Annotated in this window: 11 protein-coding genes and 2 pseudogenes; 7 read left to right on the forward strand and 6 right to left on the reverse strand. The window is 71.3% G+C overall.

Annotation, left to right across the window (positions count from 1 at the left end):
* Positions 1 to 16 precede the first annotated feature (16 nt).
* The 4 genes from AOK01_RS21470 to AOK01_RS21485 form a co-directional block, all read right to left on the reverse strand.
* Positions 17 to 241, reverse strand: a complete 225-nt coding sequence (locus AOK01_RS21470) for an MbtH family protein (RefSeq protein WP_055514133.1) — start codon at positions 239 to 241, stop codon at positions 17 to 19.
* Between the two features lie 317 nt (positions 242 to 558).
* On the reverse strand, positions 559 to 2991 hold the full coding sequence (locus AOK01_RS21475) for an ABC transporter ATP-binding protein/permease (protein WP_055514135.1): 2433 nt from the start codon (positions 2989 to 2991) through the stop codon (positions 559 to 561).
* A gap of 218 nt (positions 2992 to 3209) precedes the next feature.
* Positions 3210 to 10952 (reverse strand): non-ribosomal peptide synthetase, encoded by a 7743-nt coding sequence (locus tag AOK01_RS21480; protein WP_055514137.1) that lies wholly within the window; start codon positions 10950 to 10952, stop codon positions 3210 to 3212.
* A gap of 331 nt (positions 10953 to 11283) precedes the next feature.
* The gene (locus AOK01_RS21485; protein WP_382032969.1) at positions 11284 to 12885 is read right to left on the reverse strand and encodes an IucA/IucC family protein; all 1602 of its coding nucleotides are present in this window, start codon (positions 12883 to 12885) and stop codon (positions 11284 to 11286) included.
* Positions 12886 to 12985: 100 nt separating this feature from the next.
* Between AOK01_RS21485 and AOK01_RS21490 the strand changes: the two genes are divergently transcribed.
* From AOK01_RS21490 to AOK01_RS21500, 3 genes are all read left to right on the forward strand, one after another.
* Positions 12986 to 14500: an IucA/IucC family protein gene (locus AOK01_RS21490; protein WP_055514139.1), complete on the forward strand. Its 1515-nt coding sequence runs from the start codon at positions 12986 to 12988 to the stop codon at positions 14498 to 14500.
* A 101-nt stretch (positions 14501 to 14601) separates the two neighbouring features.
* Positions 14602 to 15879 carry a VWA domain-containing protein gene (locus AOK01_RS21495; protein WP_055514141.1) on the forward strand — a complete coding sequence of 426 codons (1278 nt, stop codon included), beginning with the start codon at positions 14602 to 14604 and terminating at the stop codon, positions 15877 to 15879.
* Positions 15880 to 15890: 11 nt separating this feature from the next.
* Positions 15891 to 16688 carry a hypothetical protein gene (locus AOK01_RS21500; protein WP_055514158.1) on the forward strand — a complete coding sequence of 266 codons (798 nt, stop codon included), beginning with the start codon at positions 15891 to 15893 and terminating at the stop codon, positions 16686 to 16688.
* Between the two features lie 132 nt (positions 16689 to 16820).
* Here the strand turns inward: AOK01_RS21500 and AOK01_RS21505 are convergent, their stop codons facing one another.
* Positions 16821 to 17453 (reverse strand): winged helix-turn-helix transcriptional regulator, encoded by a 633-nt coding sequence (locus tag AOK01_RS21505; RefSeq protein WP_055514143.1) that lies wholly within the window; start codon positions 17451 to 17453, stop codon positions 16821 to 16823.
* A 99-nt stretch (positions 17454 to 17552) separates the two neighbouring features.
* On the opposite strand from AOK01_RS21505, the gene AOK01_RS21510 reads away from it, so the two are divergent.
* Both AOK01_RS21510 and AOK01_RS21515 read left to right on the forward strand, forming a co-directional pair.
* Entirely contained in the window at positions 17553 to 18761 is a 1209-nt protein-coding gene (locus AOK01_RS21510; RefSeq protein ID WP_055514145.1) for a pyridoxal phosphate-dependent aminotransferase, read from the forward strand.
* A 128-nt stretch (positions 18762 to 18889) separates the two neighbouring features.
* Positions 18890 to 19579, forward strand: a complete 690-nt coding sequence (locus AOK01_RS21515; RefSeq protein WP_055514147.1) for a hypothetical protein — start codon at positions 18890 to 18892, stop codon at positions 19577 to 19579.
* A gap of 47 nt (positions 19580 to 19626) precedes the next feature.
* Here the strand turns inward: AOK01_RS21515 and AOK01_RS21520 are convergent.
* Positions 19627 to 19860 (reverse strand): annotated as a pseudogene (locus AOK01_RS21520) (winged helix-turn-helix transcriptional regulator); the annotation flags it as partial.
* A 3-nt stretch (positions 19861 to 19863) separates the two neighbouring features.
* Between AOK01_RS21520 and AOK01_RS41460 the strand changes: the two are divergent.
* Both AOK01_RS41460 and AOK01_RS21525 read left to right on the forward strand, forming a co-directional pair.
* A pseudogene (locus tag AOK01_RS41460) lies at positions 19864 to 20184 on the forward strand (MFS transporter); the annotation flags it as partial.
* Between the two features lie 110 nt (positions 20185 to 20294).
* A partial coding sequence (locus AOK01_RS21525; RefSeq protein WP_425424753.1) for a chitosanase occupies positions 20295 to 20710 on the forward strand: 416 nt, incomplete at its 3' end.

Raw genomic sequence — 20710 nt, forward strand, 5'->3', positions numbered from 1 at the left:
CCCGCGGTCGATGGCCTCACCGTCCGCCGTCCATGGCCTCGGCGAGGCCGCGCGGCCGCATGTCGGTCCACGTCTTCTCGATGTGGTCCAGGCACGCCTGCCGGGTGCTCTCCGGAAAGGCGACGGTCCAGCCGTCGGGTACGTCGGCGAAGGCCGGCCACAGCGAGTGCTGGCCCTCGTCATTGACGAGCACCAGATAACGGGCTTCCTCGTCTTCGAACGGATTCGTCGCTTGCGTCATGGCTGTGCTCCTGGAACTCGTCAACGGGGCCCCACGGGTGAACCTTCGGACACGGGAGCCAGGTCGGGCCTGTGCAGGGAAGGGAGTTCGCGACAGGACAAGTGGAAACCTCCTCGATGTCAGGGAACTCTTCGCCTGGCGCTCGGCGCGGCCGATCTCTCGACCCGCGCCATATCGCGCGGTGCACGACCGGGGTTCGGCTTCGGACATCCATCGTCTCAGGTCACCGACCGTCCTCAAGTGGCTGCGAGCTGTTACCACCCGAAGGAATGACAACCCTCCCGCAGCCACGGTCGTACCGGGTCGATGGTTCGGCGTCACGCGGGTGCCGGTTGGCCGACCTGCAGTTTCCACAGGTTGTTGTAGATACCGCCGCGCCTCACCAACTCCTCGTGCGTGCCCTGTTCGGCCACGAGCCCGCCGGGGCCCATCACGTAGATCCGGTCGGCACTTTGGACCGTGGAAAGCCGGTGAGCGATGACAACCGTCGTACGGTCCTTCCCGAACACCTGGAGGGCCTGCTGGATCGCGGCCTCCGTCTCGTTGTCGATGGCGGAGGTGGCCTCGTCGAGGATGATGACCGGCGGATCGCGCAGGACGGTACGGGCCAGCGCGATGCGCTGTTTCTGCCCGCCGGACAGCGAGGCGCCCCGTTCACCGACCCGGGTCGCGTAGCCCTCGGGCAGGCTGTCGATGAACGTGTCCGCCCCCGCGGTGCGGGCGGCGGCCACGAGTTGGTCCTCCGTGGCGTGGAAGGTGCCGTAACCGATGTTCTCCGCGATCGTCGCGTCGAACAGGAACGGTTCCTGGGTGACGTACCCGATCGCACGGCGCAGGTCGGGCAGGGCGAGGGTGCGCACGTCGGTACCGTCGAGCAACACCCGTCCCCGGTCGGGGTGTCGGAAGCGCATGAGCAGTTTGGCGATGGTGGTCTTCCCCGCACCGGTGGTTCCGACGATGGCGGTGGTCCCACCGGCGGGAATGACCAGGGAGGTGTCACGCAGCACCGCCGGCCTGCCGGGGTACGAGAAGGTCACCCCCCGCAGTTCGATCTTTCCCCGCACATGTCGGACGGGCAGGGGGCGGCCCTCGTCGACGGGTTCGACGGGAAGTTGGTGCAGGCGCTCCACCCGGTCCAGGGCGGTGAGAGTGCGCTGGTACTGGTCGGTGACGCTGCCCAGTCGGGACAGCCGCAGCATGGCGATGCCCGGCAGTTCGATCAGCGGGCCGAACGACGCGGTCGGCAGTTCGCCGCGCAGCACGGCCCCGCCGCCCAGCAGGACGGTGCCGACCAGGGCCGAACCGCCGGCCAGCCGCAGGATCTGGGGTGGCAGCGCCGCGCTGCGTCCGGTGGAGCGGCTGACCTCGCTGTGCTTGCGGTTCAGCTCGTCGACGCGTTCGATCTCGTGCTCTTCGGTGGTGGCGGCCTTGACGGTGGTGTGGGCGTTGAGGTTCTCGGTCACCCGGCTGTTCAGCCGGGCCCGGTGTTCTCCGGCGGTGGCGTTGCCGGCGACCGCCCGTTCGTGGAAGCGGAAGGACAGCCAGGCAACGATCGGAACCGGTGCGAAGGCGACCCAGGCGATCTGTGGGGCGAGCAACAGGAACATGGGGACGAGCAGCGCGAGGCTGGTGCCCAGTTGCACCACGTCGTGCATGCTCGTACTGACGAACGTGCCCAGCTGGCTGATGTCCTCGGACAGGACCGAGTTGACCCGGCTGACGCGCTCGTTCTCCAGGTCGGCCGGTGCCACGTTCTGGATGTGGGCGTAGGTGCGGGTGCGCCAGTCGTCCTCGACGTCCTGCGCGAGGCCGCGCCAGGCGACGCCGGCTCCGTAGCCGGAGGCTGCCATGGCGACGCAGGAAACTCCGGCGGCGCCGGCGAGAGTCGCCAACTGGGCGGTGACGCCGACCACTCCGAGGCCGGCCAGGGTGGCGCTCCCGCCCTTGGCGACCAGCAGCACGATCGAGGGGGTCAGCGCGAACAGCGCCATCTCCGCCAGCTGCGAGAGCCCGGACAAGAACGCGGCCACGCCGAACTTCCGCTTGTGCCGCCCGATGATGCGCCGCATCGCGTGGCGGCGCGGGGTGGCGTCGCCCGACTGCTCCCGCGTGCCGTCGGCTCTGCGCCACGCCCGCCGGACGACACCTGCCGTTGCCGCGGCTGCCAGTCCGAGCGTGAGCAGGGGGCGGCTGAGCAGTTTGAGGAGGAACGGCCCTCCGGCGACGGCGGTCGCGGCCACGGCGCCGGCGGCGAACACCTTGGGAAGCCAGCGTCCGACGCTCTCACTGTTCCCACGGCGTTCCGTTCCGTGGCTGTGGTGAGGGCCGGTTCCGTTGTTCAGGTGGGCGCCGGTTCCGTAGCCGTTGTGAGGGCGGGTGCGGGTGCCCGATCGGCGCGTTGCCGGGTCGCGGCTCAGCAGGTCTGCTGCGGACGCGCTCAGGTCCGCCAGGACCCGGTCGACGGCCCGGCGCAGCGACCGGGCGGCCTCTCGCGGACTGATGGTGCGGTCGTGTCGCAGCAGCACCCGGCCGGTGACCGGGTTGACGCGGGCCTCCTCGATGCCCGGGGTCCGGCGGAGCGACGCCTCGGTCAGCCGGGCCAGGGCAGGTCGGCCGCGGGCGAGGTTCAGGTCCCAGCGTTGCCGGCCGGGAAGGATCGAGCGGGCCGACAGCGTCGCTCTCGGACGCGGATGTCGTGCCCTCAGGGCGTTGGCGGGTGGGTGTGCGGGTGGGTTTGCGATCAAGGTCATCGCAACGATCACCGGTTTCTGATGGGGGCCGTGCTAGGGCGGCGCTGAAGTGGGGGCCATGTCACTGCCCGGCGGCAGTGGGCGAGTTGGGTCGCCGGCCGCCGGGACGGGGAGCAGCCCGTTCGTCCGATGAGTGCGACGTGGACGCACGCACACGGACGGGAACGGGCTGCGGTCATATCGTTCCGCCGCACCGGTTGCCTCGAAGGCTGGGCGCCTCACCGTTCAATGAAGCCCCAGTAGTGGGAGATCGCGGTCTCGTCGATCTCTGGGACAGTGACGCCCAGGTGCCTGAGCCGTTGGACGGTCCTGTCGTTCTCGAAGGTCAGGGCCGAATTCCGCGCGGTTTCCGGGTCCTTGGCGTACTCCTCCAGGTACTCCTGGTACGGCAGGATCGGCAGACTCTGCCCTCGTTCGCCGGCGCGGCGCAGGCGGTGCAGCCACGCGGTGAGCGGGATCTCTTCGGAACGCGTTCCGTGCGTCTTGTCGTACGCGGCCATGAAGGCGCCGGGTCCGACCTTGCGCGGGTGGTGGAGGTGGTGCACCCGGTCGGCCTTGTCGCCGTTCAGCAGCAGTTCGACGACTGCGCGGGCGACGACATCGACGGGAAGCAGTGCTTCGTGGAGTCCCGGGTCCGCCGGACTGCAGCCGAGCGTCGCGCTGCTGGTGAGCAGCCGGGAGAACATGTCGTCACGGTTGACGGCGCCGGTCGAGGTATGGGCCCAGATGCGGCCGAGCCGGTAGATGCCGCCGCTCGCTCCCCGCTCGAAGGCACGCTCCACGAGCAGGTCGGCCACCCACTTGCTCGCCGCGTACCCCTTCCCGTACGGATGCCGTTCAGCGCCGATCGGCGAGTCCTCCGTGACCGGGCGGGAGCCCTGGCCGGCGCGGAAGACCGCAAGGGTGGACAGGTGGTGAAACGCCTTCGGCCGCCCCTCGCTCGCCAGGTGCAACAGGGTCCGGGTGCCCTGCACGTTGGCCGGCTTCAGCTGGGCGTACGGCGAGAGGTGATGTACCCGGGCGCCGCAGTGGACGATCGTGTCGATGTCCTCGCGCAGTCGTGCCCAGCCTGCCGGGTCGAGGCCGAGATCGCCGGCGGCGAGGTCGCCCCGGACGACGTACAGCCGGGGGTCGTCCAGCACGGTCTCGGTGCCGTGGACCCGCATGGACGCGGCCAGCCGCTCACGCGCCTCGGTATCGCTTCGGGCCCGGACGACGCAGTGCACCCGGGCCGTGGTCCGGTGCAGCAGCTCGGCCAGGAGGAAGGCTCCGACGAACCCCGTGGCCCCGGTCAACAGGATGTCACGCGGGCCGTCGACCGGTCGTGCGGTGGTGGTGAACCGCAGGGCGGAGTGCAGCTTCGCCTCCGAGTCCGGCACCCACGACGGCGCGGTGGGCGGGGCGTCCGCGCTGAGGTGCCGCGCCAGTCCCGCCGGGGTCGGTGCCTCCAGGAGCGCCGACAGGCTGAAGGGAGCGGCCAGGGTCTCACCGATCCGACCGGCCAGGCGGACGGCGAGCAGGGAGTGGCCGCCCAGGGCGAAGAAGTCGTCGTCGACGCCGACCTCGGGCATGTCCAGGACTTCCGCGAACAGTTCGCACAGCGACCGCTCCTGTGGAGTGCGCGGGACACGGCCGTGTGTGACATCGGGGGCGAAGTCCGGTGCGGGCAGGGCGTCGCGGTCGAGCTTGCCGTTGGGAGTCAGGGGCAGGGCATCCAGCACCACGAACGCGGAAGGCACCATGTAGGCGGGGATGCGGCCACGGAGGAAGGCCCGCATGTCGGCTCGCAGGTCGGCCGGGTCGGTCTCGGGTCCGGCGGCAGGCACCGCGTAGGCGACCAGGCAGGTCTCGCCGAGGCGGTCGTCGCGGGCGATCACGGCGGCGCGGGCGAGGCGGGGGTGGCAGGAGAGGGCGGCTTCGACTTCTCCGGGTTCGATGCGATGGCCGCGTACCTTGATCTGGTCGTCCGCCCGTCCGGCGAAGACCAGTTGGCCGTCGGTGCGCCGACGGGCCAGGTCACCGGTGCGGTACATCCGCGTCCCCGGTGGACCGTACGGGTCGGCCACGAACCGCTGGGCCGTCATGCCCGGGCGACGCAGATATCCGCGGGCCAGGCCGACACCGGCCACGTACAGTTCGCCGGTCACTCCGGGCGGCACCGGTTGCAGCGCGGCGTCGAGTACATAGACGCGGGAGCCGGTGATCGGCTGTCCGAGGACCGGAGTTGACGCGGCGTCGAGCCGTGCCTGTACCGAGTCCACGGTGCACTCGGTCGGCCCGTACATGTTGTGGGCCGCCAGTCCGTCCACGGTCCGCAGTTCCTGCCAGAGCCGGTCCGGCAGTGCCTCGCCGCCGAGAACGGCCACGCTCGGCCGCCATCGCTCGTCCGTGAACAGGCCGTGGTCGGACAGGACGCGCATGTACGAGGGTGTGACGTCGACGCTGTCGATCCGCCGCTCGACCAGCCAGGCCACGAACCGGCCCGCGTCCGTCCAGGTGGCGGCGTCGGGCACATGCAACTCGTGGCCGTCGATCAGGGCGGCCAGCTGCCCCCATGAGGCGTCGAAAGACACCGAAGCGGTCAGGGCCACCCGCAGACGCCGGCCGCCCAGCCGCTCGGCGGCCGGTCCGAAGACCTGGGTCCGGTACCGTGCGGCCACGTTGCCCAGGCTCGCGTGACGGGCGACGACTCCCTTCGGCGTCCCGGTCGATCCCGAGGTGTAGATCACGTATGCCGGATGGTCGGGCGAGGGCCCCGTCACGGGGTCGGTGTCCGGCAGCTTCTCCAACGCCTCCACGGTCTCCGGCGCGTCCAGCAGCAGGTGCGCGAGCCCTGTATCGACGCCAATGGAGGCGGCGGTGGTCGTGTCCGTGAGCAGCAGTACGGGCCGTGCGTCCTCCACCATGGCCGCGATGCGTGCGGCGGGGTGGTCCGGGTCAAGTGGCAGGTAGGCGGCTCCCGCCTTGAGTACGGCGAGCAGGGCCACGACGAGGTCGCCGGAACGGGGCAGGGCGAGGGCGACGATGTCCTCGGCTCCGACGCCGCGAGCGGTCAGTGCGTGCGCGAGCCGGCTCGCCCGGCTGTTCAGCTGGGCGTAGGTCAGGGTGGTGTCGCCGACCACCACGGCGACCGCGTCGGGGGTGGCCCGTACCTGGGCGTGGAACTGCTCGGGAACGGTGCCCGCGGGCGCCTGTGCTGTCGCGGTCTCGCAGACATCACCGACCTCCCCGGTGTCCTCGACATCCCCGACCAGGAGGCGGCGCTCGTCGTCGGTCAGTACGTCGATGCGGCTGATGGGGCGGTCCGGCTCCCGGACGACAGCTTCCAGCAGTCGCACCCAGCGTGCGGCCAGGTCTTGGACCGTGCCGTGGTCGAACAGGTCGGTGGCGTAGTCGAGAGTCCCGTCAAGGCCGAGGCACTCGCTCTCCTCAGAGCGCCGTTCGCAGATTCCGATGTCCAGGTCGAACTTGGCGGTCGCGGTCGACACCGGCATCCTCGACGTCCGGAGCCCGGGGAGCGCGAACACCGCGGCCTCGTCGACGTCGAGGGAGAGGGCGACCTGGAACAGCGGGTGGCGTCCCGGTGACCGCGTCGGATTCAACGTCTCCACAAGCTGCTCGAAGGGCACCTCCTGGTGGGCGTACGCCGCCAGCGCGGTACCGCGGACCCGTTCCAGCAGCTGCGTGAAGGCGGGGTCGCCGGAGGTGTCCGTACGCAGTACCAGGGTGTTGACGAAGAATCCCACCAGCTCGTCGAGGGCCTGGTCCGTGCGTCCGGCGATGGTGCTGCCGACGGGGAGGTCGGTGCCCGCCCCCAACTTCGTCAGGAGCGCCGCCAGACTCGCGTGCAGCACCATGAAGAGGCTCGTGCCCGAACGGGACGCCAGCTCTGTCAGCGCTGTGTGCAGCTCCGCGTCGATCCGCAGGGGGGTTCTCGCACCACGGTACGACGCGACGACGGGCCGGGGCCGGTCGTAGGGCAGCGCGAGTTGCTCGGGCAGCCCCGACAATGCTTTGTTCCAGTGGGCGAGTTGGCGGTGCAGAAGTCCGTCGGGGTCGTCGGGGGCACCCATGAGTCGGCGCTGCCACAGGGTGTAGTCGGTGTACCGCGCAGGCAGAGGTGCCCAGTCGGGTTCCCTGCCCTGGCTCCGGGCGGCGTACGCGGTTGCCAGGTCGCGGGTCAGCGGGGCCATGGACCAGCCGTCGGCGGCGATGTGGTGGACGACGATCAGCAGCACGTGCTCGGTGGGGCTCAGCGTGAACAGCTCGGCGCGCAGCGGTTGCTCGACCGCCAGATCGAACGGGTACCGGACGGCGTCCGCCAGCAGCGAGTGCAGCGCCTCCTCGTCGTCCACCGCGGTGACCGGCAACGAGGGGCGCGCCGCGGACGCGTCGATGATCCGCTGGACGGGCTCACCGTCGACTTGCGGGAAGACCGTGCGCAGGCTGTCGTGCCGCTCCACCACATCGCCGAGCGCCTTCTCCAGCGCTCCTCGGTGGAGCTCGCCGGCCAAGCGCTGCACGAGGGGAATGTTGTAGGTGGCGCCGGGACCTTCCGCGCGATGCAGGAACCACAGCCGCTGCTGCGCGAACGACAAAGGAATGCGGTCCGGTCGTTCCTGGACGGTCAGGGCCGGGCGTGCCCCGTCCGCGCTGTCCAGCCGCGCCGCCAGGAGGGCGACCGTGGGCGCTTCGAACAGTGCGCTCAGGTCCACGTTCACGCCGAGCACGGCGCGGATGCGGGACACCAGACGGATCGCCAGCAGTGAATGGCCGCCCGCTTGGAAGAAGTTCGCGTCCACGCCGGTCCACGGCCGGCCGAGGACCTCCGCGAACAGCTCGCACAGCAGCTGTTCCCGTACGGTGCGCGGTGCCCGCACGAGGGACGACGCGTCGGACTCTTCGTCGGGCTCGGGCAGGGCGTCGCGGTCCAGCTTTCCGTTCGGGGTCAGCGGAAGTTCGTCGAGCATCGTGAACGCCGAGGGCACCATGTGTTCGGGCAGGCGCTCGCGCAACCGCTCGCGCAACCGGTCACGCAGCAGCAGCCGCGCCCCGGCCCCGTCCGCATCCACCCCCTCACCCGCATCCGCATCCTCGTCCGCGTCCGCCGTATCCGTTACGACGTAGGCGACGAGCCGGAGATCACCGTGCCGCTGGTCCGGGCGGGCGAGCACCACGGCCTGTGCCACCCCGGGGCACGCGGTCAGCGCGGCCTCGACCTCTCCCGGCTCGATGCGGAAGCCTCGGATCTTGACCTGGTGGTCGGCGCGGCCGACATACGCCAGCTGGCCGTCCGCCCGCCATCGCACGAGGTCGCCCGTGCGGTACATCCGTGTTCCGGGAGGGCCGTACGGGTCGGCCACGAACCGTACGGCCGTCAGCGCGGGTCGGCCCAGGTAGCCGCGCGCCAGGGACGGTCCGGCGACATACAGCTCCCCGGCGGCTCCGAAAGGCACCGGTCGCAGGCTGTCGTCCAGTACACAGACGCGGACGCCCGAGAGCGGCGGTCCGATCGGCGGTGCTTCGTCCGATGGCGTCAGGGGCCGGCTCACGGTCGCGCACACGGTGGTTTCCGTCGGCCCGTAGGCGTTCAGCATGCGGTGATGCGGTGCCCATCGCGCCACCTGTCCCGGCGGGCACGCCTCTCCGGCCGCCACGAGCGTCGGCACGCTGACGTCGGCCCGCGTCACCACGGCCAGTGCGGACGGCGGCACGGTCGCGTGAGTGAGGCGGGCGCCGGGGTCGGTGAGCACCGAGAGCGGATCGCCGGTGGGGGCGAGCACCAGTGCCGCTCCGCACAGCAGGGTGTGGCACAGCTCCATCACGGAGGCGTCGAAACTGGGCGAGGAGAACTGCAGAACCCTGCTGTCGGAGGTGACCTCCAGACGCTCCGTGAAACCTTTGGCCATGGAGGCGATGCCGGTGTGGGTCACCACCACTCCCTTGGGCCGCCCGGTCGAGCCCGAGGTGTAGATGACGTACGCCGGGTGCCGTGGGTCCACGGCGATGTCCGGGTCGGTGTCCGGCTGTCCCTGCGACAGCTCGGCCACTGCCGACGGATCGTCCACCACCAGGACGGGCCGGGCGTCGGCGAGCATGTACTCCTTTCGCGCCGCCGGATACGCCGGGTCCACCGGCACGTAGGCGGCCCCTGCCTTGACCACGGCGAGAACGGCCACGATGTGGTCCACCGAACGCGGCAGGACGAGGGCGACGACATCCTCCGCCCCGATACCGCGAGCGATCAGCGCGTGCGCAAGCCGGTTCGCGCGCCCGTTCAACTCCCCGTACGTCAAGGTGGTGTCGCCGGCCACCAGCGCCGCGGCATCCGGTGCGCGGCGCACCTGTTCCTCGAACAGCGTCGGCAGGGGAACGGCAGGGGCGCCCGCCGCGAGGGCATCGCCCATGTCGAGCAGGGAACGTCGCTCGTCCCCCGACAGGATGTCGAGTGTGCCGATGGGGAGACCGGGGTCGAGGTCCGCCATGTCCACCAGGAGACGCAGCAGACGCTGCTGGGTGTCCGCGAGGTCCGCCGCACCGTGTGCTTCGGGCGCCGCGTGCAGTCGCATATGGGGGCCGGAGCCGTCCCGGCGGTCCCACACCATGATCATCAGGTCGGCGCCCAACGGGAAGGAGAGGTTGTGCGCGACGCACCGGTGGCCGGCGAAGGTGATGTCGTAGTCGAACCCGATGAGGTTGACCACCGGTGAGAACACCGAGCCGGGGCCACGCGACAGGCCGAGGTCTCGGTGCAGGTCCTCCCCTCGGTAGCGCTGGTGCTCCACTGCTTCGCGCATCCGGTCGTCGACCTGGGCCAGCAGGTCTCGCAGCGGCATGTCGGAGCGGATCGTCAGCCGTACGGGGACGGCGTTGGCCAGCATCCCGGGTGTCGAGCGGGAGGCCGGATCCGTCCGGCCGGCCACGGTCAGGCCGATCACCACGTCCCGCGCGCCCGTCAGGCGATGCGTGTACAGCGCCACGGCGGCGAACACGAAACGGAACCGGGAGACCTCGGCGCGCGAAGCGGCCTTACGCAGCCCCTCCGGGTGCAGCAGCGGGAGCAACTCGGTTCTCGGGACGGCCCCGGAGACCGCGCTTCCGGAGACCGCTCTTCCGGAGGACGGCTCCCGCTCGGCCGCCGGCCCAGGGACCCCTGGCACGGCAACTCCCGGCCCGGTGTCCCCCCGCCTGGTGTCCCCTGGCCCGGTGTTCCCTGGCCCGGTGTTCCCTGCCGCGCCTCTCGAAGCGCGCGAAGACGCGGCGGGTCGTGTCCATCCGGACAGTTGCCGGTTCCAGTACGCCCGGTCGGCGACGCGGTCCTGAGAGGCGCGGTAGTCCTGGTCGGCCCGGACCAGCGCCGACAACGGCGAGAAGGGGCTGGGGCCGGCCTTCTGTCCCTGTGTCAGGGCCGTGTAGACCTCGGCGACCCGTCGGGCCACAAGGGAGTAGCCGAAGGCGTCCACGGCCCCGTGATGGTAGGTGTGGTACCACCAGAACCGGTCGGGCGCGAGCTGGAGCAACGCGTAGCTGAACAACGGGCCGGAGGCCAGATCCATGGGCCGGGCCATGTCGGCGGCGACCCACGCGCGAGCGGCCTCTTCCGCGTCGGGTTCATCACTGACATCGACGAGCAGGAGCGTCCAGGGCAGTACTGGTTCCAGGACTTGGACGGGGCCGTCTTCACCGGGCACCAGTCGCACCCGTAACGCGTCGGCCTCGGCCACGACTTGACGCAGCGCATCCTCGAACACGGCTGCGTCGACCGGTCCGTGGATCTCCAGGTACTCGCCCAGCCGCAAGGCCTGCCGTCTGTCCGGAGAGTGCTGTTCGGCGAGCCAGACCTCCTGCTGTCCCGCGGTCACCGGAAGGATCTCGACCGACGCCGACGGGTCGGCCGCGCGGTCGAGGGGAGTCGCTGCTCGGCCACCGCCGTGCTGAGCGCGGAGCTGATGACGGGACAACGGGGAACCTCCAGTGATGCCGGGAACCGTGATCACGACCGGTGGCTGCCGCCCCTTGGAAACGGGCCGAGAGGCGGCAAGGGCTCGGAGAGAATGGCGATGCGGAACAGCACCGCGCACGGTGGACGAGACGACGGACTTGCCTGGCCAGGGCCCGTGTCCGGATTCCATCGTGCCAGCTGCCAGGGCGGATTCGGCGTCTGGAGCAGCAGAGCCACCCGAAGGAATGACGGCGACGTTCTACTCGCGTTGCGAGATCCGCCTGGGATTCGGGCGGGACCCACTGTCGGCGGTTGTCCTGGTCGCTCGGCGTGCTCGGGCTGCCGCGCGATCAAGGGCCCGGCTCGTACAAGGGGTTCGGGACCGGCAGATAGCGTGCGTCCGCCCCGTCCGCTTCCGTCCAGCGCAGCAGCAGGTTCGTCTTGCCGGGCAGGGTCGGGGCCCGCAGAAGGTCCGCCACTTCGGGCAGTTCCGAGACGTACCGCGCCAGCTCTCGCCGGGCGGGGCCCCACAGGTCCAGCCAGGGGTGCCGTTCCCGCAGGGCCTCCGCGATCTCCAGCAGGTTGTTCACGACCAGGCAGTACACCAGCCGCTCCCAGCCGACCGCGCGTGTCACGTCCGGCAGGAGCTTCACGCCCTCGGCGTCCCGGAACAGGGCCTGTACCGGCATGCCGTCGCCGTCCACGGCCACCACCGTGTTCTGCAGATGCGCTTCGAGTACGACCCCGTGCCGGGCGAACGACTCCAGTGCGGGTGGGACGACTTGGCGCAGATACGCCGTCCACCAGGCGGCCGGATCGGCGAGGGTGTCCAGGGGGTTGCCGTCGAAGCCCGCCAAGCCGTACGGGCCTGCCGTGCCCTCCGTCAGCGCGGCCGCCAGCAGCGGAGTCGAACCGGGGGTCACATGGTCGCGCAGACCGTCTCGTACGAGCACGGCCAGTTCCTCGAAGGCGAAGTCCGCCGTGCGGTAGCCGCGGTCGCTCAGCCAGGCCGCGCCGTCGTCCAGGGCTCGGAAGGCCGCCGTCACCGCGGCGTCCGTGCGGCGCAGCGCGAGGAGGTCGTGCCGCCACAGGCGCCGGATGTCGTTGGTGATGCGGACGTCGAGGCTGAACTTCAGGAAGAGGTCGGCGTCGAAGAGGCCGGCACCGGGGACGTACAGGGTGCGGATGGCCGCCGTGGGCCAGGCCGTCCACGGGGAGGGGCCAAGGCGTACGAGGCGGCCGTCCGCGAACGCCTCACGGATCTCCGGGCGGGCGCCGACGAGGTCGAGCTGCCAAGGGTGGGCCGGCAGGAGGCGGTAGCCGTCAGGAGCTTCGCCCAGGGCGTCCAGGGCCGTCGTGTCGCCGTCCTCCACGCAGGCGTCCGCACGCAGGCCGAGCAGCACCGGAGGGAAGCGGGCGTACGCCTCGGGGGCGTACGGGAGCCAGCCGGTGACCGGGCCACCGCCGCGCGCCTTGGGGGCGGGGTGATGGGGGTGCCCGGTGATCAGGGACTGCTCGGAGCGCCGGTACGGGTCCGCGGGCGGGGTCACGCCCTGCCTGGCCGCCAGGATCGCCGCCACGACGTCCCGGCTGCCGGTCATCTCGACGGGCAGTTCGGAGTTGGACAGGCCGGTGTGCAGGCGCAGCTCCTCGGCGGTGAGCCCGACCAGTTCGGCGTGGCCGAGCCGCTGCCAGGTGCCGTCCGCGAACAGTTCCGGATCGCGGGGCCGACGCCCGTCGCGCACCCGCAGGAGCCGTCCCCCGGCCGGCAGCCGGTACACACGCCGATCACCCCACGGCCCCGACGGCCCGGGCTGCCCCGGTTCGGGCTCGCCGATCTCCCGCAGCAGACAATTGAGCAGCGGCGCCGACGCGTACACATCGGCGGCTTGGGCGGCTTGGGCGGCTTCGTCACTGGGGTGCATGGGCCAGGTGGGGTGCGTGGGGTGCATTGGGTCCACGCGTTCCATTCGTTGCATACGGTGCACTCGCGCTCAGTATGTCCGCCGTCGTGTCCGGCCGCGACGGCGTCCCCTCACCCTAGGAGCCCCTGTGCACCCTCCTCGCACTCCGGCCGAGACCGAGCTCGCTCTCGCCGCCGAGCTGCGCACGGTACGGCCCGCCCTGCTGTCCCCGTACGCGGCCGAGCTCCCCGGCGCCCGCTCGGCCGTGCTGTCCCGGTTGTGGCGCGGGCTCGTCCATGAGCCGCTGCCGTGGGTCACGCGCCGCGAGGCCGGGTTCGACGGGGTGACGCTCCGGCTGGCCGACGGCCGTCGGCTGCACGGGCCGCGCCCGGACGCGTACGCGACGGCCGCGGGCGTCACGGAGGTCGAGCTGGACGGGACGGCGTACGACCATCCGGCCGCGCTGATGACGGCGCTCGGGCTCCCGCACGGCCGGCCCTTCGCCGACGAACTCGCCGACAGCGTCGCCTCGTTGGCCCTGTCCCGTGCCAACCGTGCCAACCAGGTTCCGTCGGAGGCTCCTCGGGCGTTGTGGGAGTGGGAGCAGCGGGTCGTCGACGGTCATCCCTTCCATCCCAACTGCCGTTCGCGGCCCGGGTTCTCGGTGGCCGAACAGTTGGCGTACGCCCCGGAGCACCGGCCGGTGGTCGAGCTGGGCATGGTGGCCGTACGGGAGGACGACTGCCGGTCGACGGGCGTGTGGCCGTACATGGCGGCGGGACGGGTGCTGATCCCCGTACATCCGTGGCAGGCGCGGCATGTGCTGAAGGTCGAGCGGCCCGTCGGGGACGGCGTGGCCGCGCATCCCCTGATGTCCCTGCGCACCCTGGCCGTGCCGGGTGGGCCGCATCTCAAGACCGCGCTCAGTGCCCGGCTGACCTCCTCCGTGCGGGACATCTCGGTGTACTCGATCACGTCGGCCGCGACGGTGTCGGCGTTCATGGAGTCGATGGCCGGGCGCCTGGACGGGCTGCTGCACATCACCCGGACCCTGGGTGCGGTCACCGCCAACACCCCCGATCTGGCCGCCGTTTCGCGGGAGTCCCCGGACCTGTACGCCGGTGCGGGTGAGGAGGTCGTCCCGGTCGCCGCGCTCGCCGCGAGTCTGCTGCCCCAGTCCCCCGGCTGGCTGGCGGAGTTCAGCCGGCTCGCGCTCACCGTGGGGCTGCGTCTGCTCGAACTGGGCGTCGCCCTGGAGGCACACGGACAGAACCTGCTCGTGGTGCTCTCCGCCGCCGGTGCTCCGGTGCGGCTCGTCTACCGCGATCTGGCGGACATCCGGATCAGCCCGGCCCGGCTGGCCCGCCACGGCATCCCGGCCCCCGACCTGACGGGCCGTATCGTCACGGACGACGAGTCGGTCCTGCGCAGCAAGCTCTTCGGCTCACTCGTCGCGGGCACGCTGGCGGCGACGGCGGGTTCGACGCCCGCGCTGCGCGAGGCGCTGACCACGGCCGTACGGGAGCTGCCGCGCACCGCGGACCTGACGGCGCTGCTCGAAGAGCCGCTGCCCGCCAAGGCGTTGACCCTGATGAGGCTGTCGCCCGACCGGCCCGGGGACATCTGGGCCCACCTGCCCAACCCTCTCACCGACCCGAAGTGACCGTCCGGGACCCGCATCAGCGGTTGGTCCAGCGCCTCGCCCAATGTCTCGTCCAATGTCTCGTTTTGAAGCGCGGGGCCTTTGATCAATAGGATCCGGCGATGATCACAAGACAACGGCTGGCGGCGGGCGCCTGCGCCCTGCTCGCCGCCCTGACGGCCGGGATCGCGCTGCCGGCCGGCGCCGTCGCCGACGAACCCACCGGATCCGCCGCGCCCCAGGTGGACCTCGTCCTCGACGTCAGCGGCTCGATGCGGGCACGGGACATCGACGGGCAGACCCGGATGGCGGCCGCGAAGCAGGCCTTCAACGAGGTCCTCGACGCGACCCCCGAAGAGGTTCAGCTCGGCATACGTACGCTCGGCGCCAACTATCGCGGCGACGACCGCAAGACAGGCTGCAAGGACACCGAACAGCTCTACCCCGTGGGGCCGTTGGACCGTACCGAGGCGAAGACGGCGGTCGCGACCCTGTCGCCCACCGGCTGGACCCCGATCGGCCCCGCACTCCTCAAGGCCGCCGACGACCTCGACGGCGGTGAGGGCTCCCGCCGTATCGTCCTCATCAGCGACGGCGAGGACACCTGCGCCCCGCTGGACCCGTGCGAGGTGGCACGCGAGATCGCCGCCAAGGGGATCGGTCTCACCATCGACACCCTCGGTCTTGTACCCAACACCAAGCTGCGGCAGCAGCTGAGCTGCATCGCGGAGGCGACCGGTGGTACGTACACCTCGGTCGAGCACACCGACGAACTCACCGACAAGGTCAACCAGTTGGTGGACCGCGCGGCCGACCCGGTGGTGACGCCGGTCGCCGTGGAGGGCGCCGACGCGTGCGCCGAGGCACCCGAGGTCAAGTCCGGGCTCTACACCGACCGCGAGGAGTTCGGGCAGCACCGCTGGTACCGCGTGGACGTGCCGGCCGGCTCCGAACTGCGCGCCTCGGTGAGCGTCGCCGCCGACCGTCAGGTCGACCGGGACTACGGGGTCTCGCTGCGGGCGGTGACCACGAAGGGCCGTGAGATCGTGCGCGGCGAGACGACCGGCACCGGGCGGACCGACGTCATGTCGGCCGGTCTGCGCTATCCCAAGGCGGAGAGCGACGACGACTCCGACGACGGCGAGGCGACGACGGAGGTCGTGTGTCTCCAGGTCGCCAACTCCTTCTCGGCGGCCTCCGGTGTGAAGACCACCCCAGGTCTGCCGCTCGAACTGACCGTCGACGTCGTGGACGGGCCCGGCGCATCGAGCGACGTGGCCTCCTTCGGCCTCGGACGCGGCTGGTGGCTGCTCGGCGCCCTGGTGCTCACCGGCTTCCTCGCGGGTGTGCTGTGGGGCTGGGTCTCGCGCCTGCGGATCGCGGTCTGGAGGACCAACTGATGCAACGACTGATGAAATGTGCCCGTGCCCTGAGTCTCGGGCTGTTGCTGCTCGGGCTCGCGGCGGTTCCCGCTGTGGCCGACTCCTCCCCTTCCGCGAGTCCGTCGGACGACACCGACGCGCCCACCTCGGCGGGCACGTCCTTCCGTACGGCGGCCGAGGTCGACCAGGGGCAGCGGGCGACCGCGAGCGCGTCCACGGGCGACTACCTCTACTGGTCGTTCCCCGCCGACGCCAGGCAGCGGCCCACCGTGCGGGCGACGGTGAAGCTGCCGGACAAGCACGCCTCCGCGACCTGGCAGATCGACGTGTACGACGGGCTGCGGCGCCGGCAGGCGTGCCAGTACGGGGCGCAGACGCGGACGGCGGCACAGGACGCGGCGTCCGTGGAGCTGTCCTGCACGCTGCGTACGGTGCGGGCCTGGTCCGAGCCGTGGGCCGACGATCCGCTGCCGGGCACGTACTACATCCGGCTGACCACCGTCGGCCTCCAGGCGGCCGATCTCGGGCTGCCGGTGAGCGCCGAGGTCCAGATCGGCTCCAAGGACATCGGCGGGTCGGCCGCGGTGGACGGCTCGCTGGGCGAGCCGTTGGTTCCGGGGATCGCGGTGAAGACGGAGGAGTCCGACAAGGCCGCTGAGGACTCCGAGTCGTCCGTCGCCGTGCTGTCCAGCATCGAGCCCGATGACGGGTGGGCCTCCGGCTGGTGGTCCGACCGTTGGGTGTGGACCGGGATCGGAGGTGTGCTCGCCGCGCTCGCCGGGATCGGGGGGTACGCGTTGACGCGGGGCGCGGGACGGCCGCGGTAGCGTTCCACTCGGCTGCCGAATTTTGTCTGCGGGTCCGCTGTGGCTGGGCGCGCAGTTCCCCGCGCCCCTTCGAAGCGCCCCTTCGGGCCTTCGAAGCGCCCCTTCGGGCCTCGAAGGGGCGCGCCGGGACTGTCAGGATTCCCTCAAGGCCTTGGCCAGTTGGGATTCGCCTGTGATCGTGACCCGGCCCGCTTCTGCCGCGTCCCGCAGCGTCAGGTCTCCTCTGCCGAGTGCCGTGCAGGCCTCGGTGTCGAGCGAGAGCCGGGCGTCGGGCTCCTCGGGCGCGGGACCCTCCCCGTACACCGGACCGTCCTGCGCGCCGAGCCGTACGTGGAACTCTCCCTCGTCCAGCTGTACTTGTACGGTCCCCTCGCCCAGCCCCTCCAACGACCGCAGCAGCGGCAGCGCGAACCAGTGCGCGCGCACCGCGTCGGTGGGCCGCCGCTGCGCCAGCAGAGGCGCGCCCCACTCGCCCAGGGCCTGCAGCACGGGCAGCAACTCGCGTCCGCGGCCGGTGAGTTCGTACACGTACACCGCGCCCGGCGGGGGCATCCGGCGCCGGGTCGTCAGGCCGTCCCGCTCCATGTCCTTGAGCCGGGAGGCGAGCACGTCCGTGCTCACGCCGGGCAGGTCCGCATGCAGGTCGGTGTAGCGGCGCGGCCCTGCGAGCAGCTCGCGGACGATCAGGAGGGTCCAGCGGTCACCGACGGCGTCGAGCGCCCGGGCAGCGGAACAGTACTGGTCGTAGCTTCGGCGAGGTGACATGCGACGCAGTCTAGACAACTCGTTGGACTTTCCAAGCGCACACTTGGTAAAACCAAGCAACACCGCAATCTGGAGCAACAACCTGGAGGTGCGCACCGCATGGAGTTCCGGCAGTCGAGCAAGCTCAACGAGGTCTGTTACGAGATCCGGGGCCCGGTCATCGAGCAGGCGAACGCCCTGGAGGAGGCAGGCCACAGCGTGCTGCGCCTCAACACCGGCAACCCCGCGCTCTTCGGCTTCGAGGCACCGGCGGAGATTCTCCAGGACATGATCCGGATGCTCCCCCAGGCACACGGCTACACGGACTCCCGCGGCATCCTCTCGGCCCGCCGCGCCGTGGCGCAGCGCTACCAGGAGCGGGGCCTCGAAGTCGGCGTGGACGACGTCTTCCTGGGCAACGGAGTCTCCGAGCTGGTCTCGATGGCCGTCCAGGCACTCGTCGAGGACGGCGACGAAGTCCTCATCCCGGCCCCGGACTTTCCGCTGTGGACAGCGGTGACGACGCTCTCGGGCGGCAAGGCCGTGCACTACCTGTGCGACGAACAGGCCGACTGGTACCCGGACCTGGACGACATGGCGTCCAAAATCACGGACCGCACGAGGGCCGTCGTCATCATCAACCCGAACAACCCCACCGGCGCGGTCTACCCCAAGGAGATCATCGAGGGCATCCTCGACCTGGCCCGCCGGCACGGCCTGATGGTGTTCGCCGACGAGATCTACGACCAGATCCTCTACGACGACGCCGTCCACCACTCGGCTGCCGCGCTCGCCCCCGACCTGGTCGTCCTCACCTTCTGCGGCCTGTCCAAGACGTACCGCGTGGCGGGTTTCCGCTCCGGCTGGCTGGTCGTCACGGGCCCGCGCCAGCACGCGAAGAGCTACCTGGAGGGCCTCACCATGCTGGCCTCCATGCGGCTGTGCGCCAACGCCCCGGCCCAGTACGCCATCCAGGCCGCGCTCGGCGGCCGGCAGTCCATCCACGAACTCACCGCGCCCGGCGGCCGGTTGCGCGAGCAGCGCGACATCGCGTGGGAGAAGCTGAACGAGATCCCCGGCGTCTCCTGTGTGAAGCCGAAGGGCGCGCTGTACGCGTTCGCACGTCTCGACCCCTCGGTGCACAAGATCCACGACGACGAGAGGTTCGTGCTCGACCTGCTGCTGCGCGAGAAGATCCAGGTCGTCCAGGGCACCGGCTTCAACTGGCCGCGCCCCGACCACTTCCGCATCCTCACCCTCCCGTACGCCGATGACCTCGACGCGGCGATCAGCAGGATCGGGCGGTTCCTGAGCGGCTATCGGCAGTAGGCGGAGGACTGGGCCGGGATCGGGTGTCAGGGGGGATGTCAGACCCTGGTCGTAGTCTTCGAATGGGTCCGCCGGCGTCGACCGGGAGCGGAGCGGGCCCGCTGTGGCCCGAAGGGAAGGAGCACCCCGTGACCCGACCGCCGACCGCCGCGCAGCGGCGCGTCATCGACGGCGCCGAAGCCGTGACCGGGCGTCTCAGGGGTACGGAGAGCCAGCTCGCGGCGCTGGTGAGGCACGGGCTGGCCTTCCGGCACCCGCGTCCGCCGCACGACCACTTCCTCACACCCGCTGGGCACCTGATACGCGAGGAGACGGCCACGGCCGGGGCGAGCGCCCCGGAGATCTCCGCGAACTCCGCGCCCGCTCGCGAGGCCTCCGGGGTGTTCACCGCGCGGGTCGGTGGCGAGAGCGGCGGCGAGGGGGCCACCGACGCCGGTCCGGCACGCGTACGTGAGGTGCGCAGTGCCTGGCAGGGCCTGCTGGAGCTGCGGCGGATGACCAGCAGGGACGGCGTCGTGGACCGGCCGTGCGCGTGGGAGCGTACGCATCTGGTGCAGGCCGCCGCCCTCGCACTGGAGGCGGCGGGACTCCGTCCGGCGGGCGCGGGCACCGGCATAGGTGCCGGCACCGGTGCCGGCACCGAGGGGTACCGGGTGCGGGCGACGCCCCAGCCGGAGGCCGTCGCCGTGCACGAGCCGGACGCGCGGGCTCTCAGCGAGTGCGCGGCGACGCTGGAGAAGGCGGGATGGCAGGTCAGCGAGCACGCGGAACCGCGCACCGGCGCGCGCTATCTGCTGGCCTCACCTCGCCGGTCCTGAGGGGCTGCGGACCGCCCGGATCAGCCAGGCCGGTCGGGGCGCGTGTCTCACTCCGGGCGATGGTGGGCGTCGTAGGCGGCGCGTGACTCGGCGATCGTGACGCGGTGCCGTTCCGCCCAGTCCGTCAGCCCCAGCAGCGTCGCGTGCAACTCACGGGCCACCGGCGTGAGTGCGTACTCGACCTTCGGCGGGACCGTCGGGTGGACGGTGCGGGTGAGGAGCCCGTCGCGCTCCAGGTTGCGCAGGGTCAGCGTGAGCATGCGGCGGCTGATGCCCTCGACGCCGAGTTGAGGACGGGGCCGGCGTTCCTGCCGGCGCCGGTACTGATCGGCGTACTGATGCTGGGCCTTTCGGCACGGACGATCGGCCGCTTCGGCCCGTACCGGGTGCTGCTCGCCGGTCTCGTGCTCATCGCCGCCGGAATGGCGCTGCTGAGCCGTGTGCCGGTCGACGGTTCGTACGCCGCCGACGTGCTGCCTCCGATGCTGCTGCTCGCGGCCGGGTTCGCGGCGGCGATGCCCGCCGTGACCGGGCTCGCCATGTCCGGCGTCATGGAGGAGGACGCCGGCCTCGCCTCCGGGCTCTTCAACACCACGCAGGTGGTGCTCCTTCCTTTCCCTCTTCCCTTCTTGACGGGTATACGTCACTCGGCATCTCTGGTAGGAAACTTTCCTAACAGTACGGAAGAGCGACTCCCACCCCCACTGGAGGTCCCGTGCACACCCCCCGCCTACGCTCCTCTCGCCGAACCTTCCTCGCGCTGATCGGAGCATCCCTGGTGGCAGGCCCCACCCTCGCCGCCGGCTCCGCGAGCGCCGCGCCCACCGGCCTCGACGACGCGGCGAAGAAGGAGATCGCCATGAAACTCGTCTCCAGCGCGGAGAACTCCTCGCTGGACTGGCGGGCGCAGTACGGGTACATCGAGGACATCGGCGACGGCCGCGGCTACACCGCGGGCATCATCGGGTTCTGCTCGGGCACGGGCGACATGCTCGACCTCGTCGAGCTGTACACCCGGCGCAAGCCCGACAACGCGCTGGCCGGATACCTGCCCGCGCTGCGCGGCGTCGACGGCACGGACTCGCACGAGGGTCTCGACCCCGGCTACCCGGACGCCTGGCGCCAGGCGTC

Source organism: Streptomyces aurantiacus (assembly GCF_001418335.1).
Taxonomy (GTDB): Bacteria; Actinomycetota; Actinomycetes; order Streptomycetales; family Streptomycetaceae; genus Streptomyces; species Streptomyces aurantiacus.

Excerpts from the sequence above, each read along its gene's own strand:
- AOK01_RS21485 (WP_382032969.1), bottom strand. The coding sequence starts at position 12,885 with ATGCACCCCACGCACCCCACCTGGCCCATGCACCCCAGTGACGAAGCC.
- AOK01_RS21470 (WP_055514133.1), bottom strand. The coding sequence starts at position 241 with ATGACGCAAGCGACGAATCCGTTCGAAGACGAGGAAGCCCGTTATCTG.
- AOK01_RS21495 (WP_055514141.1), top strand. The coding sequence starts at position 14,602 with ATGATCACAAGACAACGGCTGGCGGCGGGCGCCTGCGCCCTGCTCGCC.
- AOK01_RS21510 (WP_055514145.1), top strand. The coding sequence starts at position 17,553 with ATGGAGTTCCGGCAGTCGAGCAAGCTCAACGAGGTCTGTTACGAGATC.
- AOK01_RS21500 (WP_055514158.1), top strand. The coding sequence starts at position 15,891 with ATGAAATGTGCCCGTGCCCTGAGTCTCGGGCTGTTGCTGCTCGGGCTC.
- AOK01_RS21505 (WP_055514143.1), bottom strand. The coding sequence starts at position 17,453 with ATGTCACCTCGCCGAAGCTACGACCAGTACTGTTCCGCTGCCCGGGCG.
- AOK01_RS21475 (WP_055514135.1), bottom strand. The coding sequence starts at position 2,991 with ATGACCTTGATCGCAAACCCACCCGCACACCCACCCGCCAACGCCCTG.